Annotated in this window: 13 protein-coding genes and 1 pseudogene; 10 read left to right on the top strand and 4 right to left on the bottom strand. The window is 65.2% G+C overall.

Going from position 1 to position 14,237, the window contains the following annotated elements; all coding sequences use genetic code 11:
- Nucleotides 1–8 precede the first annotated feature (8 nt).
- From IVA78_RS00480 to IVA78_RS00440, 9 genes and pseudogenes are all read left to right on the top strand, one after another.
- Nucleotides 9–2,399 carry a xanthine dehydrogenase family protein molybdopterin-binding subunit gene (locus tag IVA78_RS00480; RefSeq protein WP_247463667.1) on the top strand — a complete coding sequence of 797 codons (2,391 nt, stop codon included), beginning with the start codon at nucleotides 9–11 and terminating at the stop codon, nucleotides 2,397–2,399.
- Nucleotides 2,396–3,232 (top strand): FAD binding domain-containing protein, encoded by an 837-nt coding sequence (locus IVA78_RS00475; RefSeq protein ID WP_247281394.1) that lies wholly within the window; start codon nucleotides 2,396–2,398, stop codon nucleotides 3,230–3,232. Before IVA78_RS00480 ends, IVA78_RS00475 begins: the two co-directional genes overlap by 4 nt.
- Nucleotides 3,229–4,428 (top strand): 2Fe-2S iron-sulfur cluster-binding protein, encoded by a 1,200-nt coding sequence (locus IVA78_RS00470; RefSeq protein ID WP_247281395.1) that lies wholly within the window; start codon nucleotides 3,229–3,231, stop codon nucleotides 4,426–4,428. The genes IVA78_RS00475 and IVA78_RS00470 overlap by 4 nt, the downstream gene beginning before the upstream one ends.
- 77 nt (nucleotides 4,429–4,505) lie before the next feature.
- Nucleotides 4,506–5,660: an ABC transporter substrate-binding protein gene (locus IVA78_RS00465; RefSeq protein WP_247281396.1), complete on the top strand. Its 1,155-nt coding sequence runs from the start codon at nucleotides 4,506–4,508 to the stop codon at nucleotides 5,658–5,660.
- 125 nt (nucleotides 5,661–5,785) lie between these two features.
- Nucleotides 5,786–6,656 (top strand): annotated as a pseudogene (locus IVA78_RS00460) (branched-chain amino acid ABC transporter permease).
- Nucleotides 6,653–7,699: a branched-chain amino acid ABC transporter permease gene (locus IVA78_RS00455; RefSeq protein ID WP_247281398.1), complete on the top strand. Its 1,047-nt coding sequence runs from the start codon at nucleotides 6,653–6,655 to the stop codon at nucleotides 7,697–7,699. Before IVA78_RS00460 ends, IVA78_RS00455 begins: the two are co-directional and overlap by 4 nt.
- Nucleotides 7,699–8,481: an ABC transporter ATP-binding protein gene (locus tag IVA78_RS00450; protein WP_247281399.1), complete on the top strand. Its 783-nt coding sequence runs from the start codon at nucleotides 7,699–7,701 to the stop codon at nucleotides 8,479–8,481. Before IVA78_RS00455 ends, IVA78_RS00450 begins: the two co-directional genes overlap by 1 nt.
- A complete protein-coding gene (locus IVA78_RS00445) occupies nucleotides 8,474–9,178 on the top strand; it encodes an ABC transporter ATP-binding protein (protein WP_247281400.1) in 705 nt (234 codons plus the stop codon). The genes IVA78_RS00450 and IVA78_RS00445 overlap by 8 nt, the downstream gene beginning before the upstream one ends.
- 37 nt (nucleotides 9,179–9,215) lie before the next feature.
- A complete protein-coding gene (locus IVA78_RS00440) occupies nucleotides 9,216–9,521 on the top strand; it encodes a Rieske (2Fe-2S) protein (protein WP_247281401.1) in 306 nt (101 codons plus the stop codon).
- Between the two features lie 106 nt (nucleotides 9,522–9,627).
- Here IVA78_RS00440 and IVA78_RS00435 read toward each other — a convergent pair whose 3' ends face one another.
- A complete protein-coding gene (locus IVA78_RS00435; protein ID WP_247281402.1) occupies nucleotides 9,628–10,488 on the bottom strand; it encodes an alpha/beta hydrolase in 861 nt (286 codons plus the stop codon).
- Between the two features lie 274 nt (nucleotides 10,489–10,762).
- Between IVA78_RS00435 and dusA the strand changes: the two genes are divergently transcribed.
- Nucleotides 10,763–11,755 carry a tRNA dihydrouridine(20/20a) synthase DusA gene (gene dusA / locus IVA78_RS00430; RefSeq protein WP_256464562.1) on the top strand — a complete coding sequence of 331 codons (993 nt, stop codon included), beginning with the start codon at nucleotides 10,763–10,765 and terminating at the stop codon, nucleotides 11,753–11,755.
- Nucleotides 11,756–11,761: 6 nt separating this feature from the next.
- Here the strand turns inward: dusA and IVA78_RS00425 are convergent, their stop codons facing one another.
- From IVA78_RS00425 to IVA78_RS00415, 3 genes are read right to left on the bottom strand one after another with little or no spacing between them, the layout of a single operon-like run.
- Entirely contained in the window at nucleotides 11,762–12,316 is a 555-nt protein-coding gene (locus tag IVA78_RS00425; RefSeq protein WP_247281404.1) for a TIGR02281 family clan AA aspartic protease, read from the bottom strand.
- Nucleotides 12,317–12,344: 28 nt separating this feature from the next.
- A complete protein-coding gene (locus IVA78_RS00420; protein ID WP_247281405.1) occupies nucleotides 12,345–12,548 on the bottom strand; it encodes a DUF1289 domain-containing protein in 204 nt (67 codons plus the stop codon).
- 44 nt (nucleotides 12,549–12,592) lie between these two features.
- Complete coding sequence (locus tag IVA78_RS00415; RefSeq protein ID WP_247281406.1) at nucleotides 12,593–14,188, bottom strand: HAMP domain-containing sensor histidine kinase; 1,596 nt, start codon at nucleotides 14,186–14,188, stop codon at nucleotides 12,593–12,595.
- Nucleotides 14,189–14,237: the final 49 nt, after the last annotated feature.

Below are 14,237 nucleotides of genomic sequence, written 5' to 3'. Positions count from 1 at the left end.
GGCCGTTGGTGAGGGAGAACGCCGGCGTGCGCAACGAGCGAGAGTTTCCTTGCAAGTCCGGGCAGGGCGTTGGCGCACGGTTGCCGCGGAAGGAGGATGACCGCCTGATGCGCGGCCGCGGCCAATACGTCGCCGACATCAGGCTCGCGGGCCTTCAGGACGTCGCCTTCGTGCGCAGCCCGATGGCGCATGCGCGCATCTGCGGCATCCACGTGCCCGAGCGTTATCGCGGCAGCGTGTTCACGGCGGCCGATCTCGTCGGGATCAAGCCGATCCGCGCGGTATCGGGGCTGCCGGGCTTCAAGATATCCGAACAACCGGTGCTCGCCACCGGCAAGGTGCGCCAGGTCGGCGAGCTCGTTGCGATGTGCCTTGCGCCAACGCGCGCCGAGGCCGAGGATATCGCGGCCTCCGTGACGCTCGATCTGGAGGAGCTGTCCGCGGTCACCGACATGCTGAAGGCGCGCGAGCCCGGCTCGGCGCTGGTGCATGAGCATTGGGGCGACAACGTCTTCCTCGAGACTAATTACGAGGTCGACATCTCCGCCGCGCTCGATGCGCCGATCAAGGTGACACGCGAGATCTCGACGGCGCGGCAATGCATGTCGCCACTGGAGGGCCGCGGCGTGGTTGCGACCTTCGACCGACGGCTCGATCAGCTCACGCTGCATTCCGCGGCACAGATGCCACACATCACCCGCAGCGGCCTTGCCGAATCCCTCGGCATGGAGGAGGGCCAGATCCGCGTCATCTCGCCCGATGTTGGTGGCGGCTTTGGCCACAAGGGCATTCTGCTGCCGGAAGAGGTCTGCCTGTCCTGGCTGACCATGCGTAACGGCCATCCCGTGCGCTGGCTGGAAGATCGCCGCGAGCATCTCGTCGCCAGCTCCAATTGCCGCGAGCATCATTACAGGATCACGGTCTATGCGGACCGTGACGGCACGCTGCGCGGCATCGATTGCGAGGCGACCGTGGATTCCGGGGCCTACTCGTCCTATCCGTTCTCGGCCTGTCTCGAGGCCGCGCAGGTCGCGAGCATTTTGCCCGGCCCTTACAAGATGCCGGCCTATCGCTGCCGCACCTTCTCGGTTGCTACCAACAAATGCCCGATCCTGCCGTATCGCGGCGTCGCGCGCACCGGCGTCTGCTTCGCGCTGGAGCTGATGCTTGATCTCGTGGCGGCCGAAGCCGGGCTCGAGCCAGGCGAGGTGCGGCTGCGCAACCTGGTGCTGCCGGAACAGATGCCGTTCGACAACATCACCAGGAAGCACTTTGACAGCGGCGATTACCCCGAAGCGATGCGGCGCGCGCTCGCCGCCATCGACATCGACTCCATTCGTGCCGAACAGAGGCTGGGCGAGGTTGACGGACGCCGCATCGGCGTCGGCGTCTCCATCTATTGCGAGCAGGCGGCGCACGGCACGTCGGTCTATTCCGGCTGGGGCATCCCTATGGTGCCAGGTCACGAGCAGGCCTCGGCACGCTTGACGCCGGACGGCGGCCTCGAATTGCGCGTCGGTGTGCATTCGCATGGGCAGGGCATGGAAACGACGCTTGCCCAGGTCGCGCACGAGATCCTCGGCGTCGACGTTGCAAAGATCCGCATCGTCCTCGGCGACACCGCGATGACGCCCTATTCGACCGGAACCTGGGGCTCACGCTCTATGGTGATGGCCGGCGGCGCGGTGGCGACGGCTTGCCGCGAGCTCGGCGAACGCGCAAGGCGCATCGGCGCCAAGCTGTTGCAGCATGACCCCGCCTCGGTGGTGTTGCAGAACGGCGAGGTACGTGGCGTCAACGGCAGTGTCAGCCTGAGGGCGATCGCCCACGCCTGGTATCGCCGTCCGCAAGACTTGCCGGCCGACGTCGATGCCGGCGGGCTGGAGGTGACGCAAGGCTACAAGCCGGTGCGCGACAGCGGCACCTTCAGCTATGCCGCGCATGCGGCCGTCGTCGCAGTCGATCCTGATCTCGGCGTAGTCGAAATTCTGGATTATGTGATCGTCGAAGACGGCGGCGTGCTGGTCAATCCGCTCGTCGTTGACGGCCAGATCTATGGCGGTCTGGCGCAGGGCATCGGCACCGCGCTCTACGAGGAGATGCCATTTGATGCCTCCGGCCAGCCGCTGGCGACGACGCTCGCCGACTATCTGCTGCCGGGCCCGACCGAGGTTCCGGCGGCGCGCCTGGACCACATGGAGACGCCGTCGCCTTACACGCAGTTCGGCGTGAAGGGCATCGGCGAGGGCGGCGCGATTGCGCCGCCGGCCGCCATCGCCAACGCGGTCAACGACGCGCTGCGTCCGCTCGGCGTCGAGCTGATGCAGTCGCCGATCACGCCGCATCGCCTTGTCGAAGCCGTGCTGGCTGCACGCGCGGCCGAAAGGAGCGCGGCATGAAACCGGCACCCTTCAGTTATGAGCGTCCGCGCGATCTCGACGCCGCGCTGTCGATGCTGGCCGCAAGCCGCGGTTCGGCAAAGATCATCGCCGGCGGCCAGTCGCTCGGACCGATGCTCAATCTGCGGCTGGTGCAGCCGGAGCTGATCGTGGACATTTCCGGCCTGGCTGAGCTCAAGCGGGCCGAGGTTTCTCGCGGCGAACTCGTGCTCGGCGCCTTGATCACCCATGCCGACATCGAGGACGGGCGCACGGCCGACGTGACCCGCGGCGCCATGCGCGGCGTCGCCGCCAACATCGCATACCGCGCGGTACGCAACCGCGGCACGATCGGCGGCTCGCTCAGTCATGCCGATCCCGCCGCCGACTGGATCTCGTCGCTCGCGGCCCTGGGTGCGCGTGTGACGCTGCGCAGCCTTGCCGGCGCTCGCACGATGGCGATCGAGGCCTTCGTCGTCGGCGCCCTGGAATCGGCGCTGCATGCGGGGGAAATCGTCGAGGCGATTCACGTCCCGTCACGCGCGGCTTCGGCCCATTGGGGCTATGCTAAGAGCTGCCGCAAGACCGGCGAGTTCGCCCACGCCATCGGCGCGGTACTGATCGATCCAGTTGCTGCCTCGGCGCGCGTCGTGATCGGTGCGATTGATACGACGCCGATCGTCGTCACCGATGCCGCCGAGCTGTTCGGCGGACGGATCGTGGCCGACTACAAGCAGCGCTTCGACGCTCGCGTCGCGGATGACCTTCTGACCAAAGCCGGCATCGACGACGCCGCGCAGCGTCACATCCATGTCAGAGTGTTGAAGCGCGCCGTCCTGGAGGCGACGGCATGACGACGGTCGCGCTTCAGGTCAATCGCCGTGCGGTCGAAGTCTCGGCTGAGCCGCGGACCAGCTTGGCCGATTTCGTCCGCGATAAGCTGGACTTGACCGGCACCCATCTCGGTTGTGAGCACGGCGTCTGCGGCGCCTGTACCGTGTTGCTCGACGGCGTGCCGGCGCGCTCCTGTATCACCTATGCGGTGACCTGCGCGGGCGCCGACATCACCACCATCGAAGGGCTCGATGAGGACGAGGTCACGACCGAGTTGCGCGCAGCCTTCACCCGCGAGCATGCCCTCCAGTGCGGCTATTGCACCCCTGGGATGCTGGTCTCGGCGCGCGACCTGGTGCTGCGTCTGCCCGATGCCGATGAGCGGCGCATCCGTGTCGGTCTCAGCGGCAATCTCTGCCGCTGTACCGGCTACGTCGGGATTGTGCGGGCCGTCCAGTCCGTCATCGAGGCGAGGCGTGCACGCAACATCGCGCCGCTTGCCGATGGCGGCCGGACCAGTCTCGGCCCTGCCGGATCGGGACGAGCCATGTTCGGCGGCGACGAGCCGGAGCCTGCGCCGCGGGTCTCAGTGCCGGCATCAGACGGCGCCGCACCGGTCAGAATTTCCGATTTCGTTCCGGCGACCGTTCTCGATCAGAGCTTCACGCTGCCGCACGCACCCACAAAGGTGCTCGCGATGTTCGATGACATCGCCGATATTGCATCCTGCCTGCCTGGCGTCTCGCTCACGGCGCCGCCAACGCCGGAGCGCGTGGAGGGCATGATCAGCGTCAAGCTCGGGCCGATCGCGGCGTCCTTCGAGGGCGTCGCGCGCGTCGAACGCGATCCCGCAACACTATCGGGACGCATCGTCGGCGTAGGCACCGACCAGCGCAGCCGTTCGGCGACGCAAGGAGAGATCCGCTATCGCCTGCTTCCGCTCGAAGGCGGCGCGGCGACCGCGGTCGAGCTCTCGATCGGGTACACGCTCACGGGAATGCTGGCGCAGGTCGGCCGATCCGGCTTGGTGCGGGATCTCGCCAAGCGGCTCGTTGCGGAGTTCGCGGGCAATCTCGACCGCCACATGGCCGGCGCGCCGTCGGGGCAGGTGGCCGCGGCAGAGCTCAGTGGCTGGTCGATTGTCTCGGACGTTTCGCGCGCCGGGCTGGCGCGCATGTTTGGCCGCGCCTTCACTGGAAAAGGTGGCGCGGAATGATCGGCGTGCCGGCGCTGTGGAGTGACGAAGTCTTGGACGACCCTGGACATCAACATCGTGCGATTTGGAGAGACAACATGACACGAGCACTCGGACTGGTTCCGGTCTTCGCGCTTGCGACGGCCTTGTTCGGCGGCACGGCAGGGGCGCAGACCATCAAGATCGGCGTCAATGAGCCGCTTACCGGCGCGTTCGCGGCCTCCGGGACCTACGTCGTCAACGGCGCGAAGATCGCCGCCGACGAGATCAACGCCAAGGGCGGCATCCTGGGCAAGAAGATCGAGCTCGTCATCGAGGACAACAAGAGCAACCCGACGGAAGCTGCCGCCGTCGCCGAAAAACTCATCACCAGCGACAAGGTGCCGGTGCTGATGGGCGCCTGGGGCTCGAGCCTGACGCTCGCGGTGATGCCCAAGCTGATGGAATACGAGACCCCGATGGTGGTGGAAACCTCGTCCTCCGGCAAGATCACGACGACGGGCAATCCCTTCGTCTTCCGGATCTCGCCGCCCTCGGCGGTTGAGGCCGCCGCGTTCAAGGGCATCGTCGACAAGCTCGCGCTCAAGAAGGTCGATTTCCTCATCATCAACAACGACTGGGGCCGGGGCACTGCCGAGGATTTCAGCAAGATGATGAAGGACAAGGGCATCAGCATCGGCCTCGTCGAGACCATGGACCAGGGCGCGCAGGACATGAGCGCGCAGCTCTCCAAGATCAAGAGCTCGGATTCCGAGACGGTGATCGTCACGACGGCGGTCGATCAGCTGACCCTGATCTTCAAGCAAGCGGCCGCGCTCGGCCTGAAGAAGCGCATCATCACCACCGGCGGCTCGCAGAACCCGGACCAGATCATCGCCCAGGCCGGTGCCGCCGCCAATGGCACCATGCATCTGACCACCTTCCTGCCGTGGTTCCCGGACAAGACGCCGAATCCGGAAGCCACCAACTATTTCATCACGGAATGGAAGAAGCGCGGTTTCGAGTTCGCCGGCTGCACCGAGAGTTTTCGCGGCTATGACGGCATCCGCACTGCGGCGGCGGCGGTCGAGAAGGCCGGCAAGGCCGAGCCGGCTGCGATCAAGGCGGCGCTCTGGGACATCAATATCAAGGGGCTGAACGGCGACATCGTGTTCCGCAAGTCTGGTCCGGAGGGCAAGGAGAGCGGGCAGAGCCAGCCGAACGTCTATCTCATCGAGATCAACGACGGCAAGGTCGAGCTGAAGACGCTCTAGAGCATGATCCGGAAAAGTGTGAAGCCATTTTCCGGCAAGATCATGCTCAAACAATAACGCGCTTCGTCGACGGCGAGGGCGGTACATCACTGCCCCCGTCATGTGCGATTTATTCGGGAACGGCTTTGAGCGAATTCCTTCAGCATCTGGTCAACATGCTCGTGCTCGGCGGCACCTATGCGCTGCTGGGCATCGGACTAACCTTGATTTTCGGCATCATGAACGTCGTGAACTTCACGCACGGCGTGCTCTACACGTTCGGCCTACATCATGTTCATCGTGGTGCAGCAGCTCGGGCTGAATTTCTTCCTGGCATTGCCGGTCGCGGTGCTTGCCGGGTGGCTGCTCGGGGCAACCATCGAGCTGACATTGCTGCGACCGCTGCGCGGCTCCGACATCGACACCACGATGCTGGTCATGATCGGCGCCTGGATCGCGATGCAGTCCGGCACGCTGTGGATCTGGGGCGGTGTCGCCAAATCGGTGGCCACGCCGTTTCCCGAAGCGCCGCTGGTGCTCGGACCGGTGTCAGTATCCTGGCTTCGCCTGTTTGTGCTCGCCGCGGCGGCAATGTTGATCCTGGTGACGTACCTCCTGATCAACAAGACCAGCCTGGGACGTGCAATGCGGGCGACGTTCCAGGACCACGACACGGCCTCGCTGATGGGTGTCAACGTGGACATGATCTACACCTCGACCTTCGCGATCGGCTCCAGCCTTGCCGCCGCCGCCGGCGCTCTGCTCGGGCCTGTCTACGTGATCTTCCCGCAAATGGGCGATTTGGCCGCCGTCAAGGCCTTCGCCATCGTCATCCTTGGCGGCCTCGGCAATATCACGGGCGCGGTGATCGGTGGCTTCATCCTGGCGCTGGCCGAGGAATTGGGGGCAGGCTACGTCTCGTCGGGTTACCGCGACGCCATGGGTTTCGTGATCATCATCGCGGTCCTGATCTTCCGGCCGACCGGCCTGTTTGCGCGCGCGGAGCGGGTTGGATGAGAGCCGCCGTCACCATTCTCGCCGTCGCGGCCCTGGCCTCGGTGCCGCTCTGGCTGCGCGATCCCTATCTCCTGAACGCGCTGATCACGACCGGAATCTTCGTCATCGGCGCGATGAGCCTCAATCTGCTGCTAGGCTTCACCGGCCAGCTCAGCCTCGGCCACATCGCTTTCTTCGGCATCGGTGCCTATGTCAGCGCGCTGACGTCGCTCGGCTTCGACGTCGGTCTGCCCGGAGACGTCCGCCTGGTTCACGCACCCTGGCCGCCGATTGCAGGCTCCTTGCTGGCCATCCTGGTCGCCGGAATGTGCGGCTATTTCGTCGGGTTGCTCTCCTTCCGCGTCCGCGGCGCCTATTTCGTCATCGTGACCATCTCCTTTGCCGAGGTCGTCCGGCTGGTCGCGCTGAACTGGGTCGAGCTGACGCAGGGACCGCTGGCGCTGACCAACATTCCATCCATCGCGCTGTCCTTGCCCGGGATTGGTGAGCTGACGCTGCGCACCAAGATGCAGAACTACTATCTTGTGCTGGTCGTGGCCCTCGTCGCCTATCTCCTGATCGCCCGCCTCGTTCATTCCCATTTCGGCCGTGCGATGCGGGGGCTGATGGAGAACGAGACGCTGGCGGTCTCTGTCGGCATCGACGTCACCAGGACGCTGACCCTGGCAGCCGTGATCTCGGCCGCAATCGCGGGCGCGGCCGGCAGCCTCTATGCGCACTACATCCGGATCATCGATCCTGAAGTATTCGCCTTCATCAACACCGTCACCATGGTGATCATGGTCATCAGCGGCGGCAAGGGCTCGCTGGCCGGGCCCGTCGTCGGTGGTCTGATCTTCGGGTTGCTGCCGGTCGCACTGCGGCCGGTGATGGCGCCGGAGGCGCAGTGGATCGCCTATGGCGGCGTGCTGATCGCCATCCTGTTCGTGTTGCCCCGTGGCATCGTGCCCTCGCTCGCACAGCGCTTCATCCGACGGCGCAGCGGCGCGCCGGCGCTGGCATCAGTCGCGCTCACCGAAACCGGTGCCAAGGAGCCGGCGTGATGACCGCGCGCAGCATTGCCTTGACCATCGAGCAGGTCGCCGTCCGCTTCGGCGGGCTGGTCGCGATCTCCGACATGAGTTTTACGGTCGGTGAGGGCGAGATCGTCAGTCTGATTGGACCGAATGGCGCCGGCAAGACCACCGCCTTCAACGTCATGACTGGTTTCCTGAGGCCGAGCGCAGGCCAGGTTACCTATCAGGGGGCGACGCTGACCGGGTTGAAGCCGCACGAGATCGCCGATCTCGGCCTGATACGCACCTTTCAGCGCACCAGCGTGTTTCCCAACGACACCGTCTACGACAATCTCCTGATCGGTCTGCATCGTCAGGGCCGGGTCCGGCTGCTCGATGCCATCCTCGGGCTGCCGGGCGCGCGCGCCTCGGAACGCAGGCTGCGGCAGCGCGCGAGCGAGTTGATCGAATGGGTCGGCCTCGAACGCCGCGCCCATGATGCGGCTGGCTCGCTGTCCTACGGTGAGCAGCGCCTTGTCGGTGTCGCGCTGGCGTTGGCGGCGGAGCCCTCGATGCTGCTGCTCGACGAGCCCGTCTCGGGCATGAACGCCTCGGAAACCCACCGTTTCGTCGAGCTGATCCGCAGCGTCCGCGACCGTGGCATCACCATCCTGCTGGTCGAGCACGACATGCCGATGGTGATGACAGTCTCGGACCGCATCGTGGTGCTGAACTATGGCCGTATCATCGCCGAGGGAACCCCGGATATGATTCGCAACGATCCGGCCGTGATCGAGGCCTATCTCGGACATGGAGCGGGGCGTGCTTGAGATCCGCGACGTGGTGTGCGGCTATGGCGGCGTCACTGCGCTGCGCGGCATCTCGCTCGACGTGAGGGCTGGCCAGCTCGTCGCCCTGATCGGCGCCAACGGTGCCGGCAAGAGCACGACGCTGCGCGCGATTTCCGGCCTCGTGCCGCCGCGCGCAGGGCAAATGCGGTTCGAGGGCATCGACATCACCGGGGCGAGACCGCCGCGCGTTCTTGCCAGCGGGATCGCACATTGTCCGGAAGGCCGGCGCGTATTTCCGCACATGAGTGTCGAGGAAAATCTCGACATGGGGGCTTACCTCCGTCGTGGTTCGGGCGAGATCGCGGCCGACCGCGACCGCATCTACGCGGAATTTCCGCGGCTCGCCGAGCGGCGCCGGCAGGCGGCGGGCACGCTGTCGGGCGGCGAGCAGCAGATGCTGGCGATCGGGCGCGCGCTGATGTCACGGCCGCGGCTGATCATGTTCGACGAGCCCTCGCTCGGGCTCGCGCCGAACATCGTCGAGCGCACCTTCGCAATCATCCGCGGTATCCGTGATGCCGGCACCACGGTGCTGCTGGTCGAGCAGAATGCGTTCGCCGCGCTCGAGATGTGCGACCACGCCTATCTGCTCGAGAATGGCCGCATCGTGCTGTCAGGCGCAGGTTCCGAGCTGATCGCGAACGAGCATGTGCGGAAGGCCTATCTCGGTGGATGATCCGGCTGTCTCTCCGGATCAGCGGGGGTGCATTGCGGTGTGTGATCTCGACCGGCTCAAGGCCGTGACCATCGTCCGCGTCGCCGGGCGGGACATGCTTGTGATCTGGAACGAGGGCGATGTCGTCGCGTGCGACCGCGTGTGCCCGCACGAACAGGCAGACCTTGGTCGGGGGCGCGTGGAGGCGGGGCGGCTGTTCTGCCCGCGCCATGCCGCGTCATTCGATTTGCGTGATGGGGCCATCACTGCGGGCTGGCCGAGCCCGCCATTGCGGCTCTACCCGGTGCGGATCACGGGTGAGCAGGTCTGGGTTGATACGGGGATGCGACAGTCAGAGCGATGATGGCATTGTGCCGGTGTTTTGCCCGACGTGTCAAATCCATGGGTGGTGCAAATTAGTCCTGAGAAAACAACGGCATTCTACTGTGCATGGGGTTGTTTTCGCAGTTTTAGTTCAGCAGCGCCTGCGCGGCCTCCACCAGAATGCCGTCAGGCCGCCGCAGCGCCTCCAGAATAGTGAAGTGATCGGCGCCTGCGACCTGGATGAGTTGTCCCGGCGCTTTCGCGGCCGCGCGCTTCTCATGGAAGTTGATCGAATCCAGCACCAGTGCCGGTAGCTCGCTGCTGCCATAGGCGATATCGAGCCGCTTGTTTGTTACGGGCAGGCGAAGCGGCGAGAGCCTGGCGATTTCCTCGTCCGTCAGCTTCAGTGCGTCGTTGAGCCAGGTGTCGCGGATCGGCGCGAGATCGTAGACGCCCGATAGCGCCAGCCCTGCATGGACGCGCGGATGATCCAGCGCCATCGCAACGAGCTGCGCGCCTGCCGACCAGCCCGACAGCACGACCGGTCCGGCAATGCCGTAGGAGGCACCGTGCGCCGCGATCCAGTCGAGCGTCCGCGGGATCTCGGCGACGATGTCGGTGAGGGACACCTCGGGCGCCAGCGAATAGCCGGGAATGGCGACCGACCAGCCATGGGCGGCGATGCCTTCGACGAGCATGGCGAACAATTCGCGCGAATTGCGCTGCCAATAGCCGCCATGCAGGAACACCAGGCAGGGCGCCTCAGGCCCGGCGGCCGGGTAGAGATCGATCTTGTTGTTCGCCCGCTGACCGTAAGCCAGATCGAGATGGGATTTCAGCGTGCTTCGCAGCCGGCTGGAGGTTTCGTTCCGTTCGGCGATCAGGGCCGTGCTGTTCTTGACGGCGGCGTTGTTGTCGTAGGCGGCGTCGCGTTCTGCCTGGGACAGCCCGGACCATGCGGAACGGGGATCGAGCGGTCGACCTGTCGAATGAGCATTCTCAATCATAATCACTCCGATACGGCCCTGGATGGCACCCTTGTCCAATTTGGGCCGGCTATTCACCGACAATTGAGGTGTTGGACCAGCCGTGTTCAGATTGGACGAGGCTGCCTCGGACTATGCCATGCGGGATCATTGTTGCCTTCTCTTGTCGGCCCCACGTTACTGTTGCGGTTGCATCAGACGCCCATTCAGGCGAAGGATACGCGCCACGCCACACAAAATGCTGGTTCGGGTGCGAGGGCACCTCCATGCTGTCGGTTCGATGAAAGAATAGCATTTGAATTCGCAAGACTATCGCTTTTCCGTGGCACCCATGATGGATTGGACTGACCGGCATTGCCGGGTGTTCCACCGTCATCTGACGCGGCGGGCGCTGCTTTATACGGAGATGCTGACCACCGGCGCCATTATCCATGGCAACCGGGAGCGGCTGCTTGGGTACGACGCGTGCGAGCATCCGGTGGCGCTTCAGCTTGGCGGGTCGGATCCGCACGACCTCGCGCTGGCCGCGCGGATCGGCGAAGGATTTGGTTATGACGAGATCAATCTCAATGTCGGCTGCCCGTCCGATCGCGTCAAGGACGGCCGGTTCGGCGCCTGCCTCATGGCGGAGCCGGAACTAGTGGCCCGGTGCGTTCAGGCCATGAAGCGCGCGGTCGCCGTTCCCGTCACGGTGAAGTGCCGTATCGGGATCGACGACCAGGACCCTGAAGTGGCGCTCGATACGATCGCGCGTGCGGTGGTGGCGTCCGGCTGCGATGCGCTGATCGTGCATGCCCGCAAAGCCTGGCTCACTGGCCTGTCGCCAAAGGAGAACCGCGACATCCCGCCGCTCGATTATGATCGCGTCTATCGGCTCAAGCGCACGATGCCTGCTGTGCCCGTCATCATCAATGGCGGCATCTCTGGGATCGACGAGGCCAAGGCGCATCTTGCCCACGTCAACGGTGCGATGCTCGGCCGCGCCGCCTATCAGGAGCCGTGGCGGTTGCTCAGCGTCGATACCGACATCTTCGGCGAGGCGGCGCCGCACGCGTCCATGCAGGACGCGCTCGAGGCGATGATGCCCTATATCGAAGAGCAGCTCGCGCGCGGCACCCGGCTGCACGCAATTACGCGGCATTTCGTCGGCGCGTTCCACGCCGTGCCCGGCGCGCGCGCCTTCCGCCGCCATCTTGCCGAGCAGGGGGTGAAGCCGGGCGCCGGTCTCGACGTGCTGCGCGAGGCGATCGCTCATGTCGGTGCACGCGCGCCAGCGGAGGCGGCGTAGAATTGTCTAGTCGGCCGCGATCCGGGAGCGTCGGGGGCTGCTCTGGAGCTCCGGAAAACCTGTCAGCATCAGCGTGTCCGCGCGCACGCCCCAGCTTTCCAGGCGGTCGAGGAAGCTCATGCCGAGCAGATTGGTCTTCATCTGGCCGCGTTGCACGACCAGGGCCGGCACCGACTTCTCGACCAGCTTGCCGACGGCGAGACGGTCTAGCGTGAGCCGTGCCGCCTTGGTGTGGCCGCCCGCGGTCTCCAGGTCGACGTCGTATTCGAGCATCTCGAGCGGCAGTCCGATCGCTTTCGCGGTTTCCCAGGTCAGCACCACGGAGGTTGCACCTGTATCGATTACCATCGGCGCAGTGACGCCGTTGATCTTCGCTCGCAGCGCAAATTCGCCACCCTGGCCGCGCGGGATATGCACGGCGGGGGCCGGGGCGGCGGTCTGCGCCCGGAAGATGTGGGAAACCTTGTGACTGGCACGCACGATCTGATCGGGATCGCCATAGGCGACGACGGCGCCTGCGGTGCCGGCGAGCATGAGGAGAACGAGCAGGAAGCGGATCATGGCGCGCCTCCAGAGGCGTTCGTGCCGATCAGGTACGCTTCGGCAATGCTGCGATCGGCGCGAGTCCTGCCTGATTCATGCGCGCGGGCAACAGCGCCATGATCGCCAGCCGTTCCGCGCTGTGCATGGCGTGCCAGCGCGCGATCTCCGGCAAGGTCCGGCCGCAGCCGAAGCAAAGCTTGGTCTTGGGATCGATCATGCAGACGGCGACGCACGGCGTTTCTTTGCTCATGCGGATATTGTGAGGGATCGTCGGGCATTTCTGCAAGCATCTCGTTAAGAGCCCGTGCCTGCGCTCATGATCGGCTTGTGGCGCGGCCGGCGCTTCTCGTCGGGAACGAGCGAATTCTCGGGCTGAAGCGGCGGAGAATCATCCGACAGCGGCGCCAGCGCGCTCATCACGCGCTCCGGCGGGAAGGTGACGATCACCTCGGTGCCGATGCGCAGCTTCGATTTCAGAGTGAACGTGCCGCCATGCAGGTCAATCAGATTCTTGGCGATGGGCAGGCCGAGGCCTGCGCCCTGTTCGGCCGACTTGATCGAGTTGGAGCCCTGGCCGAACGAGGCGAGCACGACCGGGATCTCGTCCTCGGGAATTCCGGAGCCGGAATCCCTCACCGAGAGATATTGTCCGCCCGAAGCGGTCCATCCCGCCTTGAGCCAGATCTCGCCACCCTGCGGCGTAAACTTGATCGAGTTAGAGAGCAGGTTGAGCACGACTTGGCGGATCGCGCGCTCGTCGGCCCAGAGCCGCGGCATGGCCTGCTCGAACACTTCGTGGATCGTGATGCCACGGCTCGAGGCGCGCAGCTTCATCAAATGATGGCAGTCGGCGACGATGCCGACCAACGACACTGCTTCCTCGTTCAGCTCGTAGCGGCCGGCTTCGATCCGCGATAGATCGAGGATCTCGTTGATAAGGTTGAGCAGGTGCACGCCGGAATTATGGATGTCCGCCGAGTACTCCTTGTAGACGGGCACCGCGTGTGCGCCAAAAATCTCACTCTTCATCACCTCGGAGAAGCCGAGGATGGCGTTCAGGGGCGTGCGCAGTTCGTGGCTCATCTGCGCAAGGAAGCGCGACTTGGCGACGTTGGCGGATTCGGCGCGGTGGCGCGCTTCGTCCGAGATGGCCTTGGCCTGTTCGAGTTCGCCGATCAGCGCGTCCTTCTCGGCGCGCGCCTCGAGCGTGGCGAAGGTCGAGGAGTGCAGGCGGTGAGCCAGCAGGACGAAATAGCCTTCGGCCGCCAGCGCGAGTGCCGCCAGGACGTAATTGTCCAGTGAGCCGGTCATCACGAAACTCAGCGCCATTGCGACCGCGACCGGCGCGGTGGCGGCAAGGGCAGCGATCGGCAGATTGGCGGCCAGCATGCTCGATACTGCGATCACCAGCAGCATCAGGAACATCATCAGCGTTTCCGTGACCATGTCGAGCACGGGGTGGATCAGGATCGCCATCCAGCACAGGCCATAGAGCAGGTCGAGCACGACGAAACGCGTTCGCCATGCGCGCGTCGCGGCCGGAGAGGTGGCCTCTGTCAGGAACCGCCGGCAACTGCGGATCATCGCACTGTGGATGCAGAGCATGCCCGCGGTCCAGGCCGCCGCCGGGATCGGCTGCATCCAGAGCCCGAACAGCACGCCGGTGGCGACCACCAGCAGCATCACGACATAGGAAGCCGACAGCCGCGTCTGGGCATATTGACGCAACATCTCGGCGTCGAACGCCGGCCGGGTTCCGCTGGTCGACGTTAACTTGTCGCGTGCCTCGCGTACCCGCTGCGCCGCAGCCCTGCGGCTGCTCGCCGATGGAGCGCTCACCGGCTCGGCCGGAAGCTGCACAACCTCGGGCTTTTCAGCGGGGTTACTCATCAAGCAACACGATTCCTGCCCACGCCGGACGCGGGCCTTCTGCATTGTC

The organism is Bradyrhizobium sp. 137, assembly GCF_023074095.1.
Taxonomy (GTDB): Bacteria; Pseudomonadota; Alphaproteobacteria; order Rhizobiales; family Xanthobacteraceae; genus Bradyrhizobium.
This window is presented reverse-complemented; position numbering and strand designations above follow the sequence as displayed.

Coding starts and splice junctions, on each gene's coding strand:
- IVA78_RS00435 (WP_247281402.1), bottom strand. CDS start 10,488: ATGATTGAGAATGCTCATTCGACAGGTCGACCGCTCGATCCCCGTTCC.
- IVA78_RS00475 (WP_247281394.1), top strand. CDS start 2,396: ATGAAACCGGCACCCTTCAGTTATGAGCGTCCGCGCGATCTCGACGCC.
- IVA78_RS00450 (WP_247281399.1), top strand. CDS start 7,699: ATGACCGCGCGCAGCATTGCCTTGACCATCGAGCAGGTCGCCGTCCGC.
- IVA78_RS00465 (WP_247281396.1), top strand. CDS start 4,506: ATGACACGAGCACTCGGACTGGTTCCGGTCTTCGCGCTTGCGACGGCC.
- IVA78_RS00455 (WP_247281398.1), top strand. CDS start 6,653: ATGAGAGCCGCCGTCACCATTCTCGCCGTCGCGGCCCTGGCCTCGGTG.
- IVA78_RS00415 (WP_247281406.1), bottom strand. CDS start 14,188: ATGAGTAACCCCGCTGAAAAGCCCGAGGTTGTGCAGCTTCCGGCCGAG.
- IVA78_RS00425 (WP_247281404.1), bottom strand. CDS start 12,316: ATGATCCGCTTCCTGCTCGTTCTCCTCATGCTCGCCGGCACCGCAGGC.
- IVA78_RS00420 (WP_247281405.1), bottom strand. CDS start 12,548: ATGAGCAAAGAAACGCCGTGCGTCGCCGTCTGCATGATCGATCCCAAG.
- IVA78_RS00470 (WP_247281395.1), top strand. CDS start 3,229: ATGACGACGGTCGCGCTTCAGGTCAATCGCCGTGCGGTCGAAGTCTCG.